This is a genomic window from Cloacibacterium normanense, assembly GCF_003860565.1.
GTDB classification, from domain to species: Bacteria; Bacteroidota; Bacteroidia; order Flavobacteriales; family Weeksellaceae; genus Cloacibacterium; species Cloacibacterium normanense.
On the sequence record NZ_CP034157.1, the window covers coordinates 2,292,471 to 2,310,314 of the forward strand.

21 protein-coding genes and 1 tRNA gene are annotated in these 17,844 nt (G+C 33.3%); 20 read left to right on the top strand and 2 right to left on the bottom strand.

Annotation, left to right across the window (positions count from 1 at the left end):
* Nucleotides 1-70: 70 nt before the first annotated feature.
* Nucleotides 71-1,606: a helicase HerA-like domain-containing protein gene (locus tag EB819_RS10460; protein ID WP_069800417.1), complete on the bottom strand. Its 1,536-nt coding sequence runs from the start codon at nucleotides 1,604-1,606 to the stop codon at nucleotides 71-73.
* 132 nt (nucleotides 1,607-1,738) lie between these two features.
* On the opposite strand from EB819_RS10460, the gene EB819_RS10465 reads away from it, so the two are divergent.
* The 16 genes from EB819_RS10465 (at nucleotide 1,739) to EB819_RS10540 (ending at nucleotide 12,687) form a co-directional block, all read left to right on the top strand.
* Nucleotides 1,739-2,107 (top strand): hypothetical protein, encoded by a 369-nt coding sequence (locus tag EB819_RS10465; RefSeq protein ID WP_069800419.1) that lies wholly within the window; start codon nucleotides 1,739-1,741, stop codon nucleotides 2,105-2,107.
* 92 nt (nucleotides 2,108-2,199) lie between these two features.
* Nucleotides 2,200-4,200, top strand: coding sequence for a TonB-dependent receptor domain-containing protein (locus EB819_RS10470; protein ID WP_069800421.1), 2,001 nt, complete (start codon nucleotides 2,200-2,202; stop codon nucleotides 4,198-4,200).
* Between the two features lie 182 nt (nucleotides 4,201-4,382).
* Nucleotides 4,383-4,826, top strand: a complete 444-nt coding sequence (locus EB819_RS10475) for a hypothetical protein (protein WP_069800506.1) — start codon at nucleotides 4,383-4,385, stop codon at nucleotides 4,824-4,826.
* A complete protein-coding gene (locus EB819_RS10480; protein ID WP_069800423.1) occupies nucleotides 4,827-5,444 on the top strand; it encodes a Crp/Fnr family transcriptional regulator in 618 nt (205 codons plus the stop codon).
* Between the two features lie 62 nt (nucleotides 5,445-5,506).
* Complete coding sequence (locus tag EB819_RS10485; RefSeq protein ID WP_069800425.1) at nucleotides 5,507-6,292, top strand: sulfite exporter TauE/SafE family protein; 786 nt, start codon at nucleotides 5,507-5,509, stop codon at nucleotides 6,290-6,292.
* 154 nt (nucleotides 6,293-6,446) lie between these two features.
* Nucleotides 6,447-7,859, top strand: coding sequence for an MBL fold metallo-hydrolase (locus EB819_RS10490; protein ID WP_069800427.1), 1,413 nt, complete (start codon nucleotides 6,447-6,449; stop codon nucleotides 7,857-7,859).
* Nucleotides 7,859-8,155 (top strand): cupin domain-containing protein, encoded by a 297-nt coding sequence (locus EB819_RS10495; protein WP_069800429.1) that lies wholly within the window; start codon nucleotides 7,859-7,861, stop codon nucleotides 8,153-8,155. The genes EB819_RS10490 and EB819_RS10495 overlap by 1 nt, the downstream gene beginning before the upstream one ends.
* Before the next feature lie 2 nt (nucleotides 8,156-8,157).
* Nucleotides 8,158-8,739 (top strand): methyltransferase, encoded by a 582-nt coding sequence (locus EB819_RS10500; RefSeq protein ID WP_069800431.1) that lies wholly within the window; start codon nucleotides 8,158-8,160, stop codon nucleotides 8,737-8,739.
* 22 nt (nucleotides 8,740-8,761) lie between these two features.
* Nucleotides 8,762-8,965, top strand: coding sequence for a YgaP family membrane protein (locus tag EB819_RS10505; RefSeq protein ID WP_069800433.1), 204 nt, complete (start codon nucleotides 8,762-8,764; stop codon nucleotides 8,963-8,965).
* 59 nt (nucleotides 8,966-9,024) lie between these two features.
* Entirely contained in the window at nucleotides 9,025-9,228 is a 204-nt protein-coding gene (locus EB819_RS10510) for a DUF6132 family protein (protein WP_069800435.1), read from the top strand.
* Nucleotides 9,229-9,232: 4 nt separating this feature from the next.
* The gene (locus EB819_RS10515; RefSeq protein ID WP_069800437.1) at nucleotides 9,233-9,544 is read left to right on the top strand and encodes a rhodanese-like domain-containing protein; all 312 of its coding nucleotides are present in this window, start codon (nucleotides 9,233-9,235) and stop codon (nucleotides 9,542-9,544) included.
* Between the two features lies 1 nt (nucleotide 9,545).
* Nucleotides 9,546-9,743 carry a hypothetical protein gene (locus tag EB819_RS10520; RefSeq protein ID WP_069800439.1) on the top strand — a complete coding sequence of 66 codons (198 nt, stop codon included), beginning with the start codon at nucleotides 9,546-9,548 and terminating at the stop codon, nucleotides 9,741-9,743.
* Nucleotides 9,744-9,797: 54 nt separating this feature from the next.
* A complete protein-coding gene (locus tag EB819_RS10525; protein ID WP_069800441.1) occupies nucleotides 9,798-10,097 on the top strand; it encodes a thioredoxin family protein in 300 nt (99 codons plus the stop codon).
* A gap of 8 nt (nucleotides 10,098-10,105) precedes the next feature.
* Nucleotides 10,106-10,987 carry a helix-turn-helix domain-containing protein gene (locus tag EB819_RS10530; protein ID WP_069800443.1) on the top strand — a complete coding sequence of 294 codons (882 nt, stop codon included), beginning with the start codon at nucleotides 10,106-10,108 and terminating at the stop codon, nucleotides 10,985-10,987.
* Between the two features lie 283 nt (nucleotides 10,988-11,270).
* Entirely contained in the window at nucleotides 11,271-12,176 is a 906-nt protein-coding gene (locus EB819_RS10535) for a proline and serine-rich protein 1 family protein (protein WP_083250201.1), read from the top strand.
* Nucleotides 12,157-12,687 carry a YybH family protein gene (locus tag EB819_RS10540; protein WP_221403292.1) on the top strand — a complete coding sequence of 177 codons (531 nt, stop codon included), beginning with the start codon at nucleotides 12,157-12,159 and terminating at the stop codon, nucleotides 12,685-12,687. Before EB819_RS10535 ends, EB819_RS10540 begins: the two co-directional genes overlap by 20 nt.
* A 42-nt stretch (nucleotides 12,688-12,729) precedes the next feature.
* Here EB819_RS10540 and EB819_RS10545 read toward each other — a convergent pair whose 3' ends face one another.
* Nucleotides 12,730-13,485, bottom strand: coding sequence for a nitrilase-related carbon-nitrogen hydrolase (locus tag EB819_RS10545; RefSeq protein WP_069800445.1), 756 nt, complete (start codon nucleotides 13,483-13,485; stop codon nucleotides 12,730-12,732).
* A gap of 131 nt (nucleotides 13,486-13,616) precedes the next feature.
* Between EB819_RS10545 and EB819_RS10550 the strand changes: the two genes are divergently transcribed.
* The 4 genes from EB819_RS10550 (at nucleotide 13,617) to menD (ending at nucleotide 17,598) form a co-directional block, all read left to right on the top strand.
* Nucleotides 13,617-14,057: a DUF6646 family protein gene (locus EB819_RS10550; protein ID WP_069800447.1), complete on the top strand. Its 441-nt coding sequence runs from the start codon at nucleotides 13,617-13,619 to the stop codon at nucleotides 14,055-14,057.
* A 118-nt stretch (nucleotides 14,058-14,175) separates the two neighbouring features.
* Complete coding sequence (gene rseP, locus EB819_RS10555) at nucleotides 14,176-15,519, top strand: RIP metalloprotease RseP (protein WP_069800449.1); 1,344 nt, start codon at nucleotides 14,176-14,178, stop codon at nucleotides 15,517-15,519.
* 77 nt (nucleotides 15,520-15,596) lie between these two features.
* Nucleotides 15,597-15,673 (top strand) — tRNA-Asn (locus EB819_RS10560).
* A 257-nt stretch (nucleotides 15,674-15,930) separates the two neighbouring features.
* Entirely contained in the window at nucleotides 15,931-17,598 is a 1,668-nt protein-coding gene (menD, locus tag EB819_RS10565) for a 2-succinyl-5-enolpyruvyl-6-hydroxy-3-cyclohexene-1-carboxylic-acid synthase (protein ID WP_069800450.1), read from the top strand.
* Nucleotides 17,599-17,844 lie beyond the last annotated feature (246 nt).

Here is a 17,844-nt window from a genome sequence, read left to right on the forward strand (position 1 = left end):
AACGAAAAATAAATATCCCACAAATTTACGGTTTATAAATTGGTGGGATTTATAAAATTATAAGATTTTTTTACCTTCTCATCTTCAAACCAAACATTCCGAGGACAAATTTGGCGCCTTCTCTGGCTAAAGTTGTGGTGAATGTTCTTCCCGCTCTGGATTTCATGACTTGCTCGAACATTCCTGGTTCTTCTTTGGGTTGTCTTGCCGTAGATTTTTCTTGTGTTACTTCTTTTTCTACTTCCGCAGCTTGTTCCATGCGTTTCGCTAAAATTTCGTAGGCAGATTCTTTATCAACATCATTTTTATATTTTTTAACCAAATCAGAAGAATTAACCAAATCATCTATCTCTTCAGAAGTCAAAACATCCATTCTAGATTCTGGAGAAATCAAATAAGTATGAACCAACGGTGTTGGAATTCCCTTCTCGTCAAGCGCCGTGACGAAAGCTTCCCCAATTCCTAAATTCTGAATTAAATTGGCTGCGTCATAATATTCGGTAATAGGATAATTTTCTACTGCCTTATCAATTTCTTTTCTGTCTTTTGCTGTGAAACCACGCAAAGCGTGCTGAATTTTAAGCCCTAACTGAGAAAGTACATTTTCTGGAACATCTCCCGGAATTTGAGTAATAAAATAAATTCCTACTCCTTTTGAACGGATGAGTTTCACCATCGTTTCTATCTGCGAAAGTAAAGCTTTACTCGCTTCATTGAAAATCAAATGCGCTTCGTCTATAAAAAGAACTAATTTTGGTTTTCCGCTGTCTCCTTCTTCTGGAAAAGTCATGTAAATTTCTGCAAAAAGCGAAAGCATAAATGTAGAAAACAATTGTGGCTGGTTTTGAATATCTGCAACTCTCAAAACGTTTACCACGCCTTTTCCGCCTCTGGTTTGCAGTAAATCTTCTACATCAAAACTTGGTTCACCGAAAAAACTCGTTGCTCCTTGTTGCTCCATCGCTACAATCGAACGAAGAATTGCACCTAAAGAAGCTGGAGAAATAGAACCATAATTATCTGCTAATTCTTTTTTACCTTCTGCGTTATCGGTTACATATTGCAAAACTTTCTTCAAATCATCTAAATCAATGAGCGGCAATGCTTTGTCATCTGCATATTTGAAAACGATAGACATAATACTTGACTGCGTTTCATTCAATCCTAAAATTTTAGAAAGTAAAACTGGACCAAATTCTGTAACGGTAGCTCTCAGTTTCAAACCTTTTTCCGCAGAAATAGTCATGAGTTCTACTGGAAAAGATTGCGGTTGATATGGCAATTGCGTTTTTGAATATCTTTCGTTGATTTTATCATTTTGTTCGCCTTCCACTGCAATACCAGAAAGGTCACCTTTGATATCCATCACCAAAGTTGGAATACCTTTATGCGAAAGTTGTTCTACAAAAACTTGTAGCGTTTTGGTCTTTCCTGTACCTGTTGCTCCTGCAATCAGACCATGTCTATTGACTGTTTTTAGAGGAACGGTAACATCTACTTCAGTAATTACTTCTCCGTCTAACATTCCCTTTCCTAGAACGATATACTCTCCTTTTGGTTGATATCTAGAGTTAAGTTCTTCTATAAATTTTGATTTTTCTGCCATTATTTTCTTTTTTTTCAACCTTTAAATTTAAAAAATTTAGAAATACTTCTGCGAATTATTTTTTAAATGTATTTTTGCCCTGATTAAAATCATTTGCATAATAAGACAAAATTGTCCTATTTTTGTAATGCAATGAAAAGTGCTATTTCTCTCATATTATCTTATATCATATTTCTGGCAAGTTTCCAGAACTCACTTTTCTATGTAGATTATCAAATTAATACAGAATTCTACGAAACCTACTGTATCAACAAACAAAAACCAGAGTTAGACTGTAACGGTAAATGTCAGGTTAAAAAAGCAACGGAGCAATCTCAAAATCCAGCTTCGCAAATTAAATATGCTTTTGAACTGAACATTCTCCCTTCAAAACCAATAGAAATTGAAATCAAAAATCCTTTTTCTTTGGAACTAAAAACTAAAAAGTTTTCATATAACCCTATTTTCACTTTAGATGGTTATACACATATTCTCCCGGATCCTCCGAAAAATTTAGCTTAAATCTAATCACTTTTTTCGCTCAGAACATTCTCTTTATCATCTTTTGATGAAGTGTAGTGACACATGATTATTTAATCTAAATTTTAAAAACAATGAATATTAAACTTTATAGCATTGCTGCAATATTTTTTGCAACAACACATTCTTTATTCGCTCAACAAGAACAAGACAGCACTTACCGAAATATAGAAGTAGTAAAAATTACCAAAGTTTTACCTAAATCACAAAACAAACAAAACTTAGAAACAAAACAATCTGATTTACTGAATCACGATGCGGGAAAATTCCTGAATTCTATCCCAGAAATTAACGGAATTAAAAAAGCAGGAAACTATGCTACTGATCCTGTTTTGAGAGGTTTCAAATATGAGCAGTTGAATATTGTTATTGACGGTGCTGCTCATGACGTAAATGCGTGCCCAAGTAGAATGGATCCTGCAGTTTCTCAAGTGAATATGAACATGGTTCAAGAAGCTGAAATTTACAAGGGACCTTATCATTTTCGATACGGAAATTCTTTCGGAGGAACTATTAATTTCGTAACCCTTGCTCCAGAATTTACAGAAAAATTAAAACTAGGCGGTAGAATTTCTTCTGGCTACGAAAGCAATGGAAACGTTTTTAGAAATGAATTGTTTTCTCAACTTTCACACCAAAAAATTGTTTGGAATTTATTCGGTTCTTATCAAAAAGGAGACCGCTACAAAGACGGAAACGGTGACGAAGTGCGTTCTGCTTTTCTAAGATACAATATGGGAACCAAAGGAAATTTCAAATGGAATGACCAAAATGTAACCACATTACAAATCAACACAAACCAAGGAAGAGATGTAGAATTTGCTGCACTTAACATGGATTTAATCTATGATAAAACATGGATGTTCCAGTTAAAACATTTGGCAGAATTCAACCAAAAATATTTAAAACACTTAGATTTTAATTCTTACTACTCTTTCGTAGACCATTCTATGGGAACTCCTGATAGAAAAATGGTTTCTGACGTACAATCTACCACTTATGGAGCCCGATTAGAATCTAAATTCGCTTTTGGAAAAAACACTTTCTACACTGGTTTAGATTACAAACATGAAGGCGCGGAAAATATCAGAATGATTATGCCTGCAATGATGCCAATGAGAGATGGAACTTCTTGGCAAGATTCTTCTATTGAACAAATCGGATGGTTTAATGAATATCAAATGAATTTTAAAAATTCAAAATTAGTCGCTTCTCTTCGTTTAGATTACAATAAAGGTGATGCGAAAGCCCTTTCTAATCTATTCAAAACACTTTACGGAGACGGAAAAGCAGAAAATTTGAACCACAGCTTAAGTTTAGGATACAATAAAAACTTGTGCAACCATAATCAGTTGGGAATTTGGCTAGGAAGAGCACAACGCAGCGGAAGTTTAACCGAAAGATATATCAATAGATTTGCTGTAGGAATCGATGCTTACGAATTAGTAGGAAATCCTGATTTAAAACCTGAAACCAACAATCAAATCGACCTTATTTTCACCCATAAAAAAGATAATATTTTCTTTCAAGCAGATGTTTTCTATTCTTACTTAGAAAATTATATTTCTGGAGTGATTGTTCCCATCAAACCATATTCTATGACGGCACCAGGAACCAGACAAATCCAAAATATAGAAAAAGCCTTCAAAACAGGAGTCGAAACCAGATTTAATTGGCAATTTTCACCAAAATTCCGCACAGAATTAGCAGCAGCTTATACCTATGCAGAAGATATTGACACCAATAATCCTTTGCCAGAAATCGCTCCGCTAGATTTCCGCTGGAATGTGTTAGCAGATTTTTCGCCAGTAAGTTTAGGACTTCATTATAGATATTCAGCAAAACAAAGCAGAATCAATCCTACTTTTGGTGAATTTACTACTCCAGAATTTTCTGTGTTTGATTTCACCTCAAAATACAATGTTTTCAAAAATGCTACTTTAAGCTTTGATGTTTTAAACATTTTTGACCGTGCTTATGCAGAACATTTAAACAGAACACTTTCTACCAACAAAAAACAAAGAATTTTAGCTGTTGGTAGAAGCTTCAACATTGGTTTTAGCTATAATTTTTAATACTTTTTTATCTTTTGTGTCTAAAACATTTTAGGCACAAAAGTTTTATTTTTTAGTCTAAGAGAGCCTAGCGAATTTCCCTAGGCTTTACTTTTAGAAGATTGACAAACCTCATCTCTTTTCACACATAGGAATGTCAATATTTTTGCTTAAATTTGTTAATCATCAAAAATAAAAAAATCATGGATAAAGCATTTATTTTATCTAGCATTATAGATGAGTATCAAAAAGTTATTGATAACCTAAAAGCTTCTGTGGAACGTTATAAGCATGAATCTGATATTGACGAAGATAACACGTTAGACCCAGAAGATTACGCCAGACAAACAGAAGCTAAAGACATGCAACTTCGCTTTGAAAAAATGCTGAACGAGGCCAAACAAAATCTGAAATTCTTAGAAGATTCTAAATCAGAAAATAAGGAAATTACAGAAGCTGGTGCTGTATTAGAGACCGATAAGAATTATCTATTCATAGGAGTTTCTGTTCCAGCATTTAAATTGGGAGACAAGGATGTAATTTCGTTCTCAGAAGAGGCTCCTATTTACCAAAATGTAAAAGGCAAAACATCAGGCGAAACCATAGAAATGGGAAGTAATAACTTTGAAATTAAAAATATTTTTTAAATGTCAAAAACTACAGAATTTAGCGCAACACCAGAACTTTTAAAACAGTTATACGAATACAGCATTATAAAAAATTACGAAGCTGGCGATGTTATTTTAGACGAAAACGCAAGAATTCGTTCTATTCCTATCGTTACCAAAGGGAGTATAAAAGTAATGCGTACCGAAGAAGATGGTAGAGAAATTTTACTTTATTATATAAAAGCTGGCGAAAGTTGCGTAATGTCTTTCCTTGGCGGTTTACACGGAGAAACCTCTAAAGTAAAAGCCGAAGTAGAAGAAGATGCAGAAATATTGTTCTTGCCCACAGAAAAAGTTGCGCAACTCATCAAAACGCATCCAGAATGGTTGGATTATATTTTCAAATTATACCATAAACGTTTTGAAGAATTGCTAGAAATGGTAAATGAAGTAACTTTCAAAAAAGTGGATGATAGACTGCTCTCTTTGCTTCAAAAAAAATCAGAACTTACCGATTCTAAAATTATTCATAGCACACACGAACAATTAGCCAATGAATTAGGAACAGCCAGAGTAGTGGTTTCCAGACTACTAAAATCGCTGGAAGAAGATGGCAAACTAAAATTAGGAAGAAATAAAATTGAACTTTTATCATAAAAATGCAACTTAAGTTGCATTTTTTTATTTTTACAAAACAGAACTTTGCAAAAATTTCATTAATGGAAATCTTAGGATACTTTTTCGCACTTATCATCGGGTTAATTATGGGAATAATTGGCGGTGGTGGCAGTATTTTAGGCGTTCCTATTTTTGTCTATCTGTTTGACATGAACGCTCTAACCGCAACTACTCTTTCTCTTTTTGTAGTGGGAGTTGCGAGTGCAGTTGGCGCTACAGGAAACGCCAAACAAGGAAATGTAGATTTTAAAACTGCTCTATTATTCGGGATTCCTTCTGTATTGTCTGTGATTTTTGTTCGCAAAATCATTTTACCTCATCTTCCTGACCCTCTTTTTAGCATAGGAACATTTCCTATTGAAAAAAATCTATTCATTTTAGTTCTATTTGCTGCTTTAATGCTTATTTCTTCCATTAAAATGATTGTGGGAAACCAAAAAATAGAAACTACTAATCAAAGTCCGCATTATCCAATGTTGGTTACCCAAGGAATTGCTGTAGGAATGATTACAGGAATGATTGGAGCTGGCGGTGGTTTTCTCATTGTTCCTGCTTTAGTTATGCTGCTTAATTTAGAAATGAAAAAAGCCATCGGAACTTCTATGATGATTATTTCTATGAATTCTCTTTTAGGTTTTTTAAGTTCTCAAAAAACAGAAATCAATTGGCAATTTCTTTTGATTTTCACTTCAATTGCTGTCATTGGAATGCTCATTGGAATTCAGTTAGCCAAAAAAATAGATGGCAAAAAACTTAAACCTATTTTCGGTTGGTTTGTTTTGATGATGGGAATTTATATCATCATCAAAGAAGTCTTTTTTCACTAAATCTCTTTAATAGTGATTCTCTATCGAACTATGTGATTTTTGTTACAGAAATCTATTAAAATTTACCCCATTTTTGTACTACAAATTGCGAAGAAAAAAAGTCATAGATTTTTTGTTGTAACTTCGTAGTGTAATAACATATAAAAATATTAAAATGAAAATAGAACAAATTTATACCGGTTGTTTAGCTCAAGGAGCTTATTACATTGTTTCTGAAGGAGAAGCAGCCATCATTGATCCATTAAGAGAGGTACAACCTTATCTTGATCGATTGGAAAAAGATAATGTAAAACTCAAGTACATTTTTGAGACCCATTTTCATGCAGATTTTGTATCTGGTCACGTAGATTTATCTAAAAAAACTGGAGCTCCTATTATATATGGACCAACTGCTGCGCCAGAATTTGAAGCCATCGTAGCAGAAGACAATCAAGTTTTCGAAATTGGAAAAATAAAAATCAAAGTTCTTCACACTCCAGGTCATACCATGGAAAGTTCTACTTATTTATTGATAGACGAAAATGGAAAAAACCATGCAATCTTCTCTGGTGACACTTTATTTTTAGGAGATGTAGGAAGACCTGATTTAGCTCAAAAAGCAGCAAATCTTACACAAGAAGAATTAGCAGGTTTGCTTTATGATTCACTGTACCACAAAATTCTTCCTTTAGAAGATGATATTACCGTTTATCCAGCTCATGGTGCTGGTTCTGCATGTGGAAAAAACATGCAAAAAGAAACAGTAGACACTTTAGGAAATCAAAAACAAACCAATTACGCTCTAAAACAAACCTCTAAAGAAAGTTTTATTGCTGCAGTTTTAGACGGTTTAACCGCTCCACCGAAATATTTCGGTATGAATGTAGCAATGAACAAAAAAGGCTATACCAGTTTTGATGAAGTTTTAGCAAAAGGTAAAACCGCACTTTCAGTAGATGAATTTGAAACTGCTGCCGAAGAAACTGGAGCACTCATTTTAGACACCAGAAATGCTGCAGAATTTTATAAAGGATTTATTCCTCAATCGATTAATATCGGGTTGAAAGGAGATTTTGCACCTTGGGTTGGAAGCATGATTGTAGATGTTCAACAGCCTATTCTTTTGGTTTGTGATGATTGCACCGAAGAAGAAACCATTACTAGACTTTCTAGAGTGGGATTTGATAATGTTTTAGGATACTTAAAAGGTGGCTTTGAAAGTTGGAAAAATTCAGGAAAAGAAATTGATACCGTTCATAGAATTTCGCCAGAAGAATTTGCAGAAAAATTCAATGAAAATAGTAAGGTTATAGACGTAAGAAAAGAAGGAGAATATGCCGCAGAACACGTAAATGATGCTTATAGTAAACCTTTAGCATACATTAATGATTGGGTAGGAAACATCAATCCAGATGAACATTTCTTCTTGCATTGTGCAGGTGGCTACAGAAGCATGATTGCTGCAAGTATTTTACAAGCAAGAGGTTATAGAAATTTCACAGAAGTAGAAGGTGGTTTTAACGGAATTAAAAAAACAGAAAAAGTTCCTACTACAGATTTTGTGTGTCAAAGTAAAACTGCATTATAATGAATATTTTCGAAAAAACAGACTTCACAGGAGATAAACCTTCTGTGGTAAGCATCAAAAAATCTGAAAAAGTCAACCTTTTTACCGTAGGCTTATCAGAAAAGCAAGTGTTAGCTAAGCATATCACAACTATTCCTGCGACTTTAGTTTTGCTAAGAGGAAAAGTAGACTTTAACATCTCTGGAGAAACGGTTGTTTTAAGAGAAGGAGATGTTTACGAAATCCCAGTAAATGTAGAACATGAAGTGGTAGGAAGAGATATAGAAAATGTATTCTTAATTGTAAAAGAGTTATAAAATTGAATCAATTCGATCAAAATTTTTGGAATTCTCGTTGGGAAAATGGCGAAACAGGTTGGGACATAGGCGAAGCCTCTTCACCTATTGCAGAGTATTTTTTGCAAGTAGAAGATAAAGAGGTAAAAATATTAATTCCCGGCTGCGGAAATGCTCACGAAGCAGAATTGCTTTTAGAAGAAGGTTTTACAAACATCATGCTTCTAGACATTGCTCAGAAAGCTTGTGAAGTGATTTCTCAGAAGTTTTCTCATCATGAAGTAGAAGTCATCTGCGAAGATTTTTTCGAACACCAAGGAAAATATGACATCATTGTAGAACAAACTTTTTTCTGCGCACTTGATCCAATTCTAAGAGCAAAATATGTAGAAAAAATGCACGATTTACTTACCGAAAATGGCAAAATCATTGGTGTAATGTTCAATAAAGATTTTGGGAATCCATTCCCACCATTTGGTGGAAATATTGAGGAATATAAATCACTTTTTAGCGAAAAATTCGAGATTAAAACATTAGAAAACTGCTACAACAGTATAAAACCGAGACAAAACACCGAAGTTTTTATTAACTTCACTAAAAAATAAAACTCACCATAAAACAAAAAATATGAAAAAAAACATGGGACCAACAGACAAGTACATCAGACTTTTCGTTGCATTAATTTTAGCCGTTTTGGTTTACCTTAAAGTAATAGAAGGAACTTGGGGAATCGCAGCAACTGCAGTTGCATTCGTTTTTCTATTAACTGGAGCCATCGGCTTTTGTCCGCTTTATACTTTATTTGGCATTAACACTTGCAAAAAAGAGTAAAAATTAAAATTTTGCCAAAGTTGAGTTTCTAAAAACTTTGGCAAAATTCATCAAAAATTATGGAAATTTTTATCAAAAAATACAAATTAGGACTCATCGGAATCGTATTAGGCGGAATTTTAGGTTACGCTTATTACCATTTTATTGGGTGCAATACAGGAACTTGTGCCATTACGTCTAAACCTATCAACAGTTCGGTTTATGGTATGGTGATGGGTTACCTTATTCTTTCAACTTTCGAAAAAACAAAAGAAAATAAATAAAAACATGTTAGGATTTTTAAAAAACTTATTTGGCGGTAAAAGTGTAGATTACGCAGAATTGGTAAAAAATGGAGCTCAAATTATAGACGTAAGAACGCCTGCAGAATTTAATGGTGGTCATGTAAAAGGTGCTAAAAACATTCCGCTACAATCGCTAAGTCAAAATTTAGGAAAAATCAATAAAAACAAACCTGTAATCACATGTTGTGCAAGTGGCGCAAGAAGTGCTGCCGCAAAAAGCATTTTACAAAACAGTGGATTTACAGAAGTTTATAACGGCGGCGGTTGGATGAGTCTTAAAAACAAATTATCATAAAATGAGAAATTTCTTTAGTGATTGGAATTTGAGAAGAATCGTCTATTTGATTGGTGGAATATGGATTGTAGCGCAATCTGTAATGGATAAAATGTGGATTCTCATTCCATTTGGGTTGTATTTTGTTGCCATGTCTGTGTTTAAATTTGGTTGCGCTTCAGGAAATTGTACTGTCACAAATCATAAAAACCTACCATAGTTTCTCTGTCTTTTTTTAGTAAATTTGTTTTAACTTTTTATAAAACAAAGAGATATGTCACAAAAATTTCAAGAAATCATCAGTTCTGAAAAACCAGTATTAATAGACTTTTTTGCAGTGTGGTGTCAACCGTGCAGAGTACAATCTTCTGTATTAGTCACTGTAAAAGAACAAGTAGGAGACAATGCCAGAATTATAAAAATAGATGTAGACCAATATCCTGATATTGCAGCTCAATATAACGTGAGAGGCGTTCCTACCCTTGCTCTTTTCAAAAAAGGTGAAATGCTTTGGAGAGAAAGTGGCGTACATGATGTAAATACTTTGGTGAATCTCATCAATCAACACAAATAATCTCATTCATGAGTAATTTTCCTGTTTATAGCGCTTGCGATTTAATTTCTACTGAAAATTCAGAAAGTGAAATCGTAGTTCATGAATTGCAAGATTTATTGACAGAAAAAAGTTTTATTCCAGAAAAACCTCATCGTCACACTTTTCACCAGATTCTGTACGTAGAAGAAGGCGCTGGAATTCATAAAATAGATTTTGAAGATTATTCTATAGATTCGCCCATCATCTATTTCATTTCTGCGGGACAAGTACATGATTTGAATTTCAAAAAACAAGTGACCAAAGGTTATTTGATTAATTTCAATGCAGAATTTTTTACTTCATTTCTCGCAAAATCTCATTGTATAGATAAATTGCCATTTTTCAGAATTAATGGAAACTTCACTTCATACCAAATCAAAAAAGACAAAGCTGAAGAACTCAAAGAAATTTTTGACAAAATTAATTTCGAATACAAACAACAAAAAAGAAAATCCGAAGATTTAATCAGAATTTATCTTCTCGAATTGTTTTACTTCATTTTAAACGACGAAGAAAACACAGACGAAAACATAAATATTACCAATCAAAGAATTTTAATCAATAAATTCCAAAAGCTGGTAGAAGAAAACTATACCGCTGAACATTATCCCAAATTTTATGCAGATAAGCTCGCGATTACTGCTAATTACCTCAATTTCGTATGTAGAACTTTTGCAGGCAAAAAGGCTGGAGAAATCATTAGAAACAGGATTATTTTAGAAGCCAAAAGATTGCTCATCAACTCAGAATTAAGCATTTCTCAGATTTCATTTCATTTAGGTTTTGAAGACAATTCGTATTTTACCAAGTTTTTCAAAACCCACGCTAGAATTTCGCCTTCTGAATTCAGACAACATCTTAATAAATAAAAACTACCATTTCCCGAAGATTTTTTACAAGAATTTATTGCAATTCTTAGCATACCTTTGTATTGTAAAATTACATACAGAACAAACGCAAAACTTTTCATATTTTTTATAAAAAACGCAACTAAAATCATAAAATTTTGTTGCGTTTTTCCTTTATAAAGCCTTTCCAGAAAGCGTTTTCTGACTTTGGCACGGAAATAGAATATCTCACAAGAGCAACCCTAAGTTTTTCGAGGCAAGACTTTAGAAGCAGCCAAGAAAAACTTATTTAAATAAATATAATATGAGAAAATTTTATTTTTTATTAGCCGCATTCATCGCATTAGAATTTAGTGCACAAGAAGCAGGAAAAGCTGGAGAATTATTAAAAAACGAAGCGAGCAAAACCGAAACTTCTGCAAAAAAAGAAGTTTTTGGCAGAAATAACTCTCAAGATAAATCTTCAGTTTTTAGAAACGATAATGGTTTTAGAAATTCTACAGAAAAATCAAGACCTAATTATAATTGGAACCAAAACTACGCTTATGGTTACGCCGAAGTTTTCTTAAGAATTCCAGAGCAAGGTTACTTTAGCATAGAAATTGGCGACCAAAAAATTTCTAACGCGTCAGGTAAATTTAGATTTTTTGACTTGACGCCAGGAAACAACGTTATTTCTATCTATGAAAGAAATTTCCTAGTGTACAGAACTAGAATCAACATTAAAAACAACACCAGATTGGTTTTAGACTATTTTACACATCAAGGTTTATATCTTCTAGGAACTTACAACCTAAGAAACAACTACGGAAATGTATGGAATGACACTTGGAACAGCCCTTACGGAAATGGAAACGGAAATTCTTGGGATCCTTATGATGATTATCAAAACGATTACGGATACGGAGATGCTTACGGAAATGTAATGAGCGACAGAGAATTCTCTTCTTTCTTACAAATGCTAAAAAAACAGAGTTTTGATGACAGAAGATTAGATTTCTTAAAAAGCCAACTCAATAGAACTGATTTCAACACGAGACAAATCAAATCTATTATGAAAGAGTTTAGTTTTGACAAAAACAGATTAGAATTTGCTAAGATGGCGTATAGAAATTGTGTAGACAAAAGAAACTATTTCGAATTGTATGACGCATTTGACTTCGAAAGTTACGCCAGAGAATTGAACAAATTTGTTCAAAACCAAAGATAACCCAATCATTCATTTATATATACAAAAAGTCGGCTTCAGGATTTCTGAAACCGACTTTCTATTTTGTGGAAATTTCTTATTTTTAACAAAAATATATCATGAAAAAATCGTCATCCTTATTTATATTTTAATTTTTGGAGTTTCTTTCGCTCAAGAAAAAGATATTTTGAAAGTTTTGCATGAACAACAAACCGCTTGGAATAATGGCGATATTGAAAATTTCATGAAAGGATACTGGAAAGATGATTCACTTCTTTTTATCGGTTCAAAAGGACCAACTTACGGTTGGCAAAAAACGCTAGACAATTATAAAAAAACTTATCCCAACAAAGAAATGATGGGCATTCTAGAATTTTCTGACATTCAAGTGAAAATGCTAGGCAAAAAACACGCTTATGTTTTCGGAAAGTGGAAACTTATCCGTGCTAATGACACTCCGAATGGAATTTACACCTTGGTTTTTCAGAAATTTAATGATGGTTGGAAAATTATTTCAGACCATACAAATTAGTTGTAGAATGGTACAGTTAAAGAGAAAAAAACATCTGTTATTCTATAATTCTACTATTTTAAAATCATCTGCATCGTTCAAAAAAGGAAACTCTTTTCTGAAAGCTTCTAATTTTTGCAAATCTAATTCTGCAAAGATTAAATCTCCATTTTTAATAGAAACATCTGTTCCATCTGCAAAAAAACAATGACTACTTTCTTGATATTTCAAGTTATTCCCGTCTTCGCCAGTTCTATTTAAAGCAAAAACATAGGCTTGATTTTCGATTGCCCTTGCTCTATTTAATGTTTCCCAAGCCAATACTCTGGCTTCTGGCCAATTTGCGACATTTAGAATGACATCATAATCTTTTCTGTTTCTAGCAAAAACTGGAAATCTCGCATCAAAACAAACCTGTAATAAAAATCTGAATCCCAGATATTCCACCACTGCTCTTTCTGTTCCTGCAGTGTATACTTTATCTTCGCCAGTGTAAGAAAAAAGATGCCTTTTGTCATATTGATGGTAAGTTCCGTCTGGTTTTACAAAATAAAATCGGTTATAGAATTTGCCATTATCCTTTACAGAAACGCTTCCTCCAATTGCAGCATTTTTAGTTTTGGCAAAATTCTTCATCCAAGACAATGCAAGTTCTTCTTCATCTGCTACTTCCTGAGCTTTCATATAGAAACCTGTAGTAAACATCTCAGGAAGTAAAAACAAATCTGCTTCTAAATCCTTGAATTTTTCTTCTATCAAAAGAAAATTTTCATGTTTTTCTTTCCAAATAATATTTTGACTTAAACCGATGATTTTCATAATGCTTAGGTTTCAGAATTTTTAAAATGTTTTACAAAATTACCACAAAAGTCTCTTGGTTAGGCAACATTAGTATAAATTTGTCGTTAGAAAAACAGAAATTCAAATAAAACTTAAAAATAAATATTCTTATGAAAAAATTAGTATTAGCATGCACAATGTTGTTCGCAGGACAATTAGCATTTGCACAAGCATGGCAAGGTAAAGGCGACCAAAAATTACAAGTAGGTTTTAACGGTTACGGAAACGGAACTGGTGTTACAGCAACGTACGATTATGGAGTTTCTAATGTAGTTTCTTTAGGAGCAGGAGCAAATTTCTATTTCGACGGGTACAGAGACAATAATGAAGACAATAACGTTTTTGTTTTTGGTAGAGTTAATTTCCACCTTCAAGATGCACTTAACATGCCGAGCAAATGGGATTTATATCCTGGTTTAGACGTAGGTTTATTAGGAAATACATTCGGATTAGGTGCACACTTAGGTGTAAGATATTTCTTCAACAATAATGTAGGTGCATTTATAGAAGCTGGTAACAATGGTAGCATAGGTTTATCATTTAACTTCTAATAAAAAAATCAACAATATTTAATGGAAAAGACGCTTTTTGGCGTCTTTTTTTGTTTGGTTTCGTTTTAGTGGAGCAGAATTATTACATTTGCATAACTTTAAAAAAAATTAAAATTTAATGGAATTAGCAACACAGATATTTCAGTTTGTATTAAGTATATCTATTCTGGTAACATTACATGAATTGGGACATTATTTACCAGCAAAATGGTTTAAATGTAGAGTAGAAAAATTTTACCTTTTCTTTGATCCTTGGTTTTCTCTAGCCAAGAAAAAAATAGGAGAAACAGAATACGGAATTGGCTGGATTCCTTTTGGTGGTTATGTAAAAATTGCTGGAATGGTAGACGAAAGTATGGATACAGAACAACTGAAACAACCAGCTCAACCGTGGGAATTCCGAAGTAAACCAGCTTGGCAAAGACTCATCATTATGTTGGGTGGTATTTTTGTAAATGTTCTTTTAGCTTGGGGAATATATACCTGTCTTAATTTATTTACTGGCGAAAAATACCATGATTTAGCAAAATTCGAGAATGGAATTGCAGTTTCTGAAGAAGGTGCAAAAATGGGATTGATGAACGGCGACAAAATCTTAAAAATCGATGGAAAACCTGCCGTAAGAATGGAAAATTCTATGATTAATATGCTTCTTGCCAATGAAATCACGGTACTTAGAAACGGTAAAGAAGTTTCTTTCGCACCAAAAGAAGACGGAATTGCTCATATTTTAGGCTCAAAAACGGCTAAATTATACATCACCAATAGATTTGCACCAGTAGTAGATTCTTTAACAGAAGGGCCTGCAAAAAAAACTGGATTACAAAAAGGAGATAAAATTGTAGCTCTTAATGGTAAAACGATTAGATTTTTTGATGAATTTTCTGATGGACTAGCTGGAAAGAAAAACCAACCGATTACTGTAGACGTTTTTCGAAATAATGAATTAAAAAGATTTACTTTCAATACAAACAAAGAAGGAAAAATAGGTTTCAGACCAGATTTTAAAGAAGCTGAAGCTGCTTTCAACAATACAGTAACCAATCAAGAATACAGCTTTTTACCAGCAATTGGCAGAGGTTTTGAGAGAACTGTAGAATCTCTTACCATGCAGATTAAGCAGTTTAAATTAATGTTCAACAAAAAAATCAAAGGTTACAAAAATGTTGGCGGACCAATTGCAATTGTGAAAATGATGCCTAAAGAAATCGACTGGGTTGCATTTTGGAGTTTTACGGCTATGTTTTCTGCTTGGTTAGCGTTCCTTAACTTGTTACCAATTCCAGGATTAGATGGAGGTCATGCCTTATTTACGACTTGGGAACTCATCACAGGCAAGCCAGTTCCGCAAAAAGTTTTAGAAAATGCACAAATGATTGGAGTAATCTTTTTAATGGGATTAATGCTATTAATCTTTGGATCAGATATTTACAAATTTATCATTTCACCATTTTTAAAATAATGTAAATTTTTTCAAAAAATATTTTGCGCAAATAGAAAAAACGTATTATATTTGCACCACTCAAAACAACAAGAGTAGCCTTTTTAGCTCAGTCGGTTAGAGCATCTGACTGTTAATCAGAGGGTCGCTGGTTCGAGCCCAGCAAAAGGCGCCAAAACCATCACAGTAATGTGGTGGTTTTTTGTTTTTATTTCATTCTCAATATTTTATAAAAGTTATTCCACTAGAATTTCTCAAGTAAGTGGTCTTTTTGGTTAAAAAAGGCATACTTTTCGGCAAACTCTATATAGTTTTTAAAAATCATATTCCTTTCTAGAATTTGATGAAATTAAAATGAGATATATCAAATATCATCTCCCGAACTTATTCTGAAATTTAAAAAACTCCAAAAAATCTCATACCTTTGTATTTATGAAACAATTCTCATCAAAACGCAGTATTCAGATTTTAGGACACGTTCTTCAGCAATATGGAATAGACAAAATGGTGATTTCACCAGGAAGCAGAAATGCTCCACTTGCTATTCATTTTTCAGAGCTAGATTCTTTTGAATGTTTCAGCATCATAGATGAAAGAAGCGCTGCTTTTGTAGCGATGGGAATGGCAAAATCTCTTAAGCAACCCGTTGCGATTTCTTGTACCTCTGGTTCTGCTGCTACCAATTATTATCCAGCTGTAGTAGAAGCGTTTTATCAAAACGTTCCGCTTTTGGTACTTACCGCAGACAGACCTACAGATTTTGTAGATTTATTTGACGGACAAACCATTCGTCAAAAAGACTTGTTTCAACAGCATTCCTACGGAGATTTTCAACTTTTGGAAGACGACAAAGAAAATGCAGAAGAAGAGAACTTAAAAATCGTAAAAACAGCGATAGAATTGTGTTTCGAGAAACAAGGTCCAGTTCATATCAATATTCCGCTTACAGAACCTTTATACCAATACGCTACGGAATTGCCAGTTTTCCCTAGCATTGAGAAAACCATTCAGAAAAGAGATTTCGAGATTTCTTCTACTCTAGTTTCTGAATTTAACGTGGCTAAAAGAATTTTGATTTTAGCAGGAACGCTAGACAAAAATCCTGAACTCCTAAGTTTATTGTCGCAATTCGTGAAAAATCATTCGGTGGTTGTGCTTACAGAAGCGAATTCTAACCTCTATCACGACAAGTTTTTCAATCATATTGACCGATATGTTTTTAATTTCACCGAAGAAGATTTTAGAACCTACGCTCCAGATTTACTCATCACGATTGGTCAAAACGTAGTTTCTAAAAAAGTGAAAGAATTTTTGAGAAAAGCAAAACCTCAAAATCATTGGCATATTGATGAATTTTGGCAACCCAACACTTATTTTGCATTAACTCAAGAAATCAAAACAAAACCAGAGATTTTCTTTAGTCAATTGTTGAAATTTGCCAAATTAGAACCATCAGCTTATTTTAATCTTTGGGATATTCTTCGTGATAAAAAAGACGCAAAACACGATGAATATTGTAAGACAATAGATTTTTCGGATTTTAAAATTTTCCAGATTTTAGAACAAAAAATTCCGAGTAACTATAACATTCATATTTCTAATTCTTCGGCGATTCGCTATGCAGAATTGTTCCCATATTCACAAAATCACAACATTTATTGCAACCGTGGAACCAGCGGAATAGACGGCTCTACTTCTACTGCGATGGGTTTTGCGATGATGAACGAAAATCCTACAATTTTGATTTCTGGCGAACTTGGATTTTTCTATGACATTAATGGACTTTGGAACAATTACATTCCGCCGTACACTAGAATTATCGTGATGAATAACGGTGAAGGAAATATTTTTAGAATTATTCCTGGACCTACCACTTCTAATGCAATAGACGAATTTATCGCGACCAAACATCAGAAAAACTGCGAAAATCTAGCCAAACATTTCGGTTTTGGATATTTTAAAGTGGAAGACGAAGATACGCTGTTAAGAGTTTTAGACAATTTCTTCAAGCCAGAAGCTAAACCCAAAATTTTAGAAATCAACACGGCTGACATTCAAAACGCAGAAGTTTTGAAAGAATACTTTAAGTTTTTGAAGTAGATATTTTTTAAAAATTTTTCTCGCAGATTTTGCTGATTGAGCAGATTTTGTGACAATTTAAAATTTTACGCTCAGTTTATCATTCTCTAATCTTTGATTTTCAAAAAAACAAAGATTTTATAACAACAAAAAACGTATAAAAACATTGTGCTCCTACGGAATGATGTTTTTAGATTACTTCTAATTCTACACACATGAAATTCCCACGGAATAAAGTTTACTATAAAAGGTTCCGTAGGAACCCAA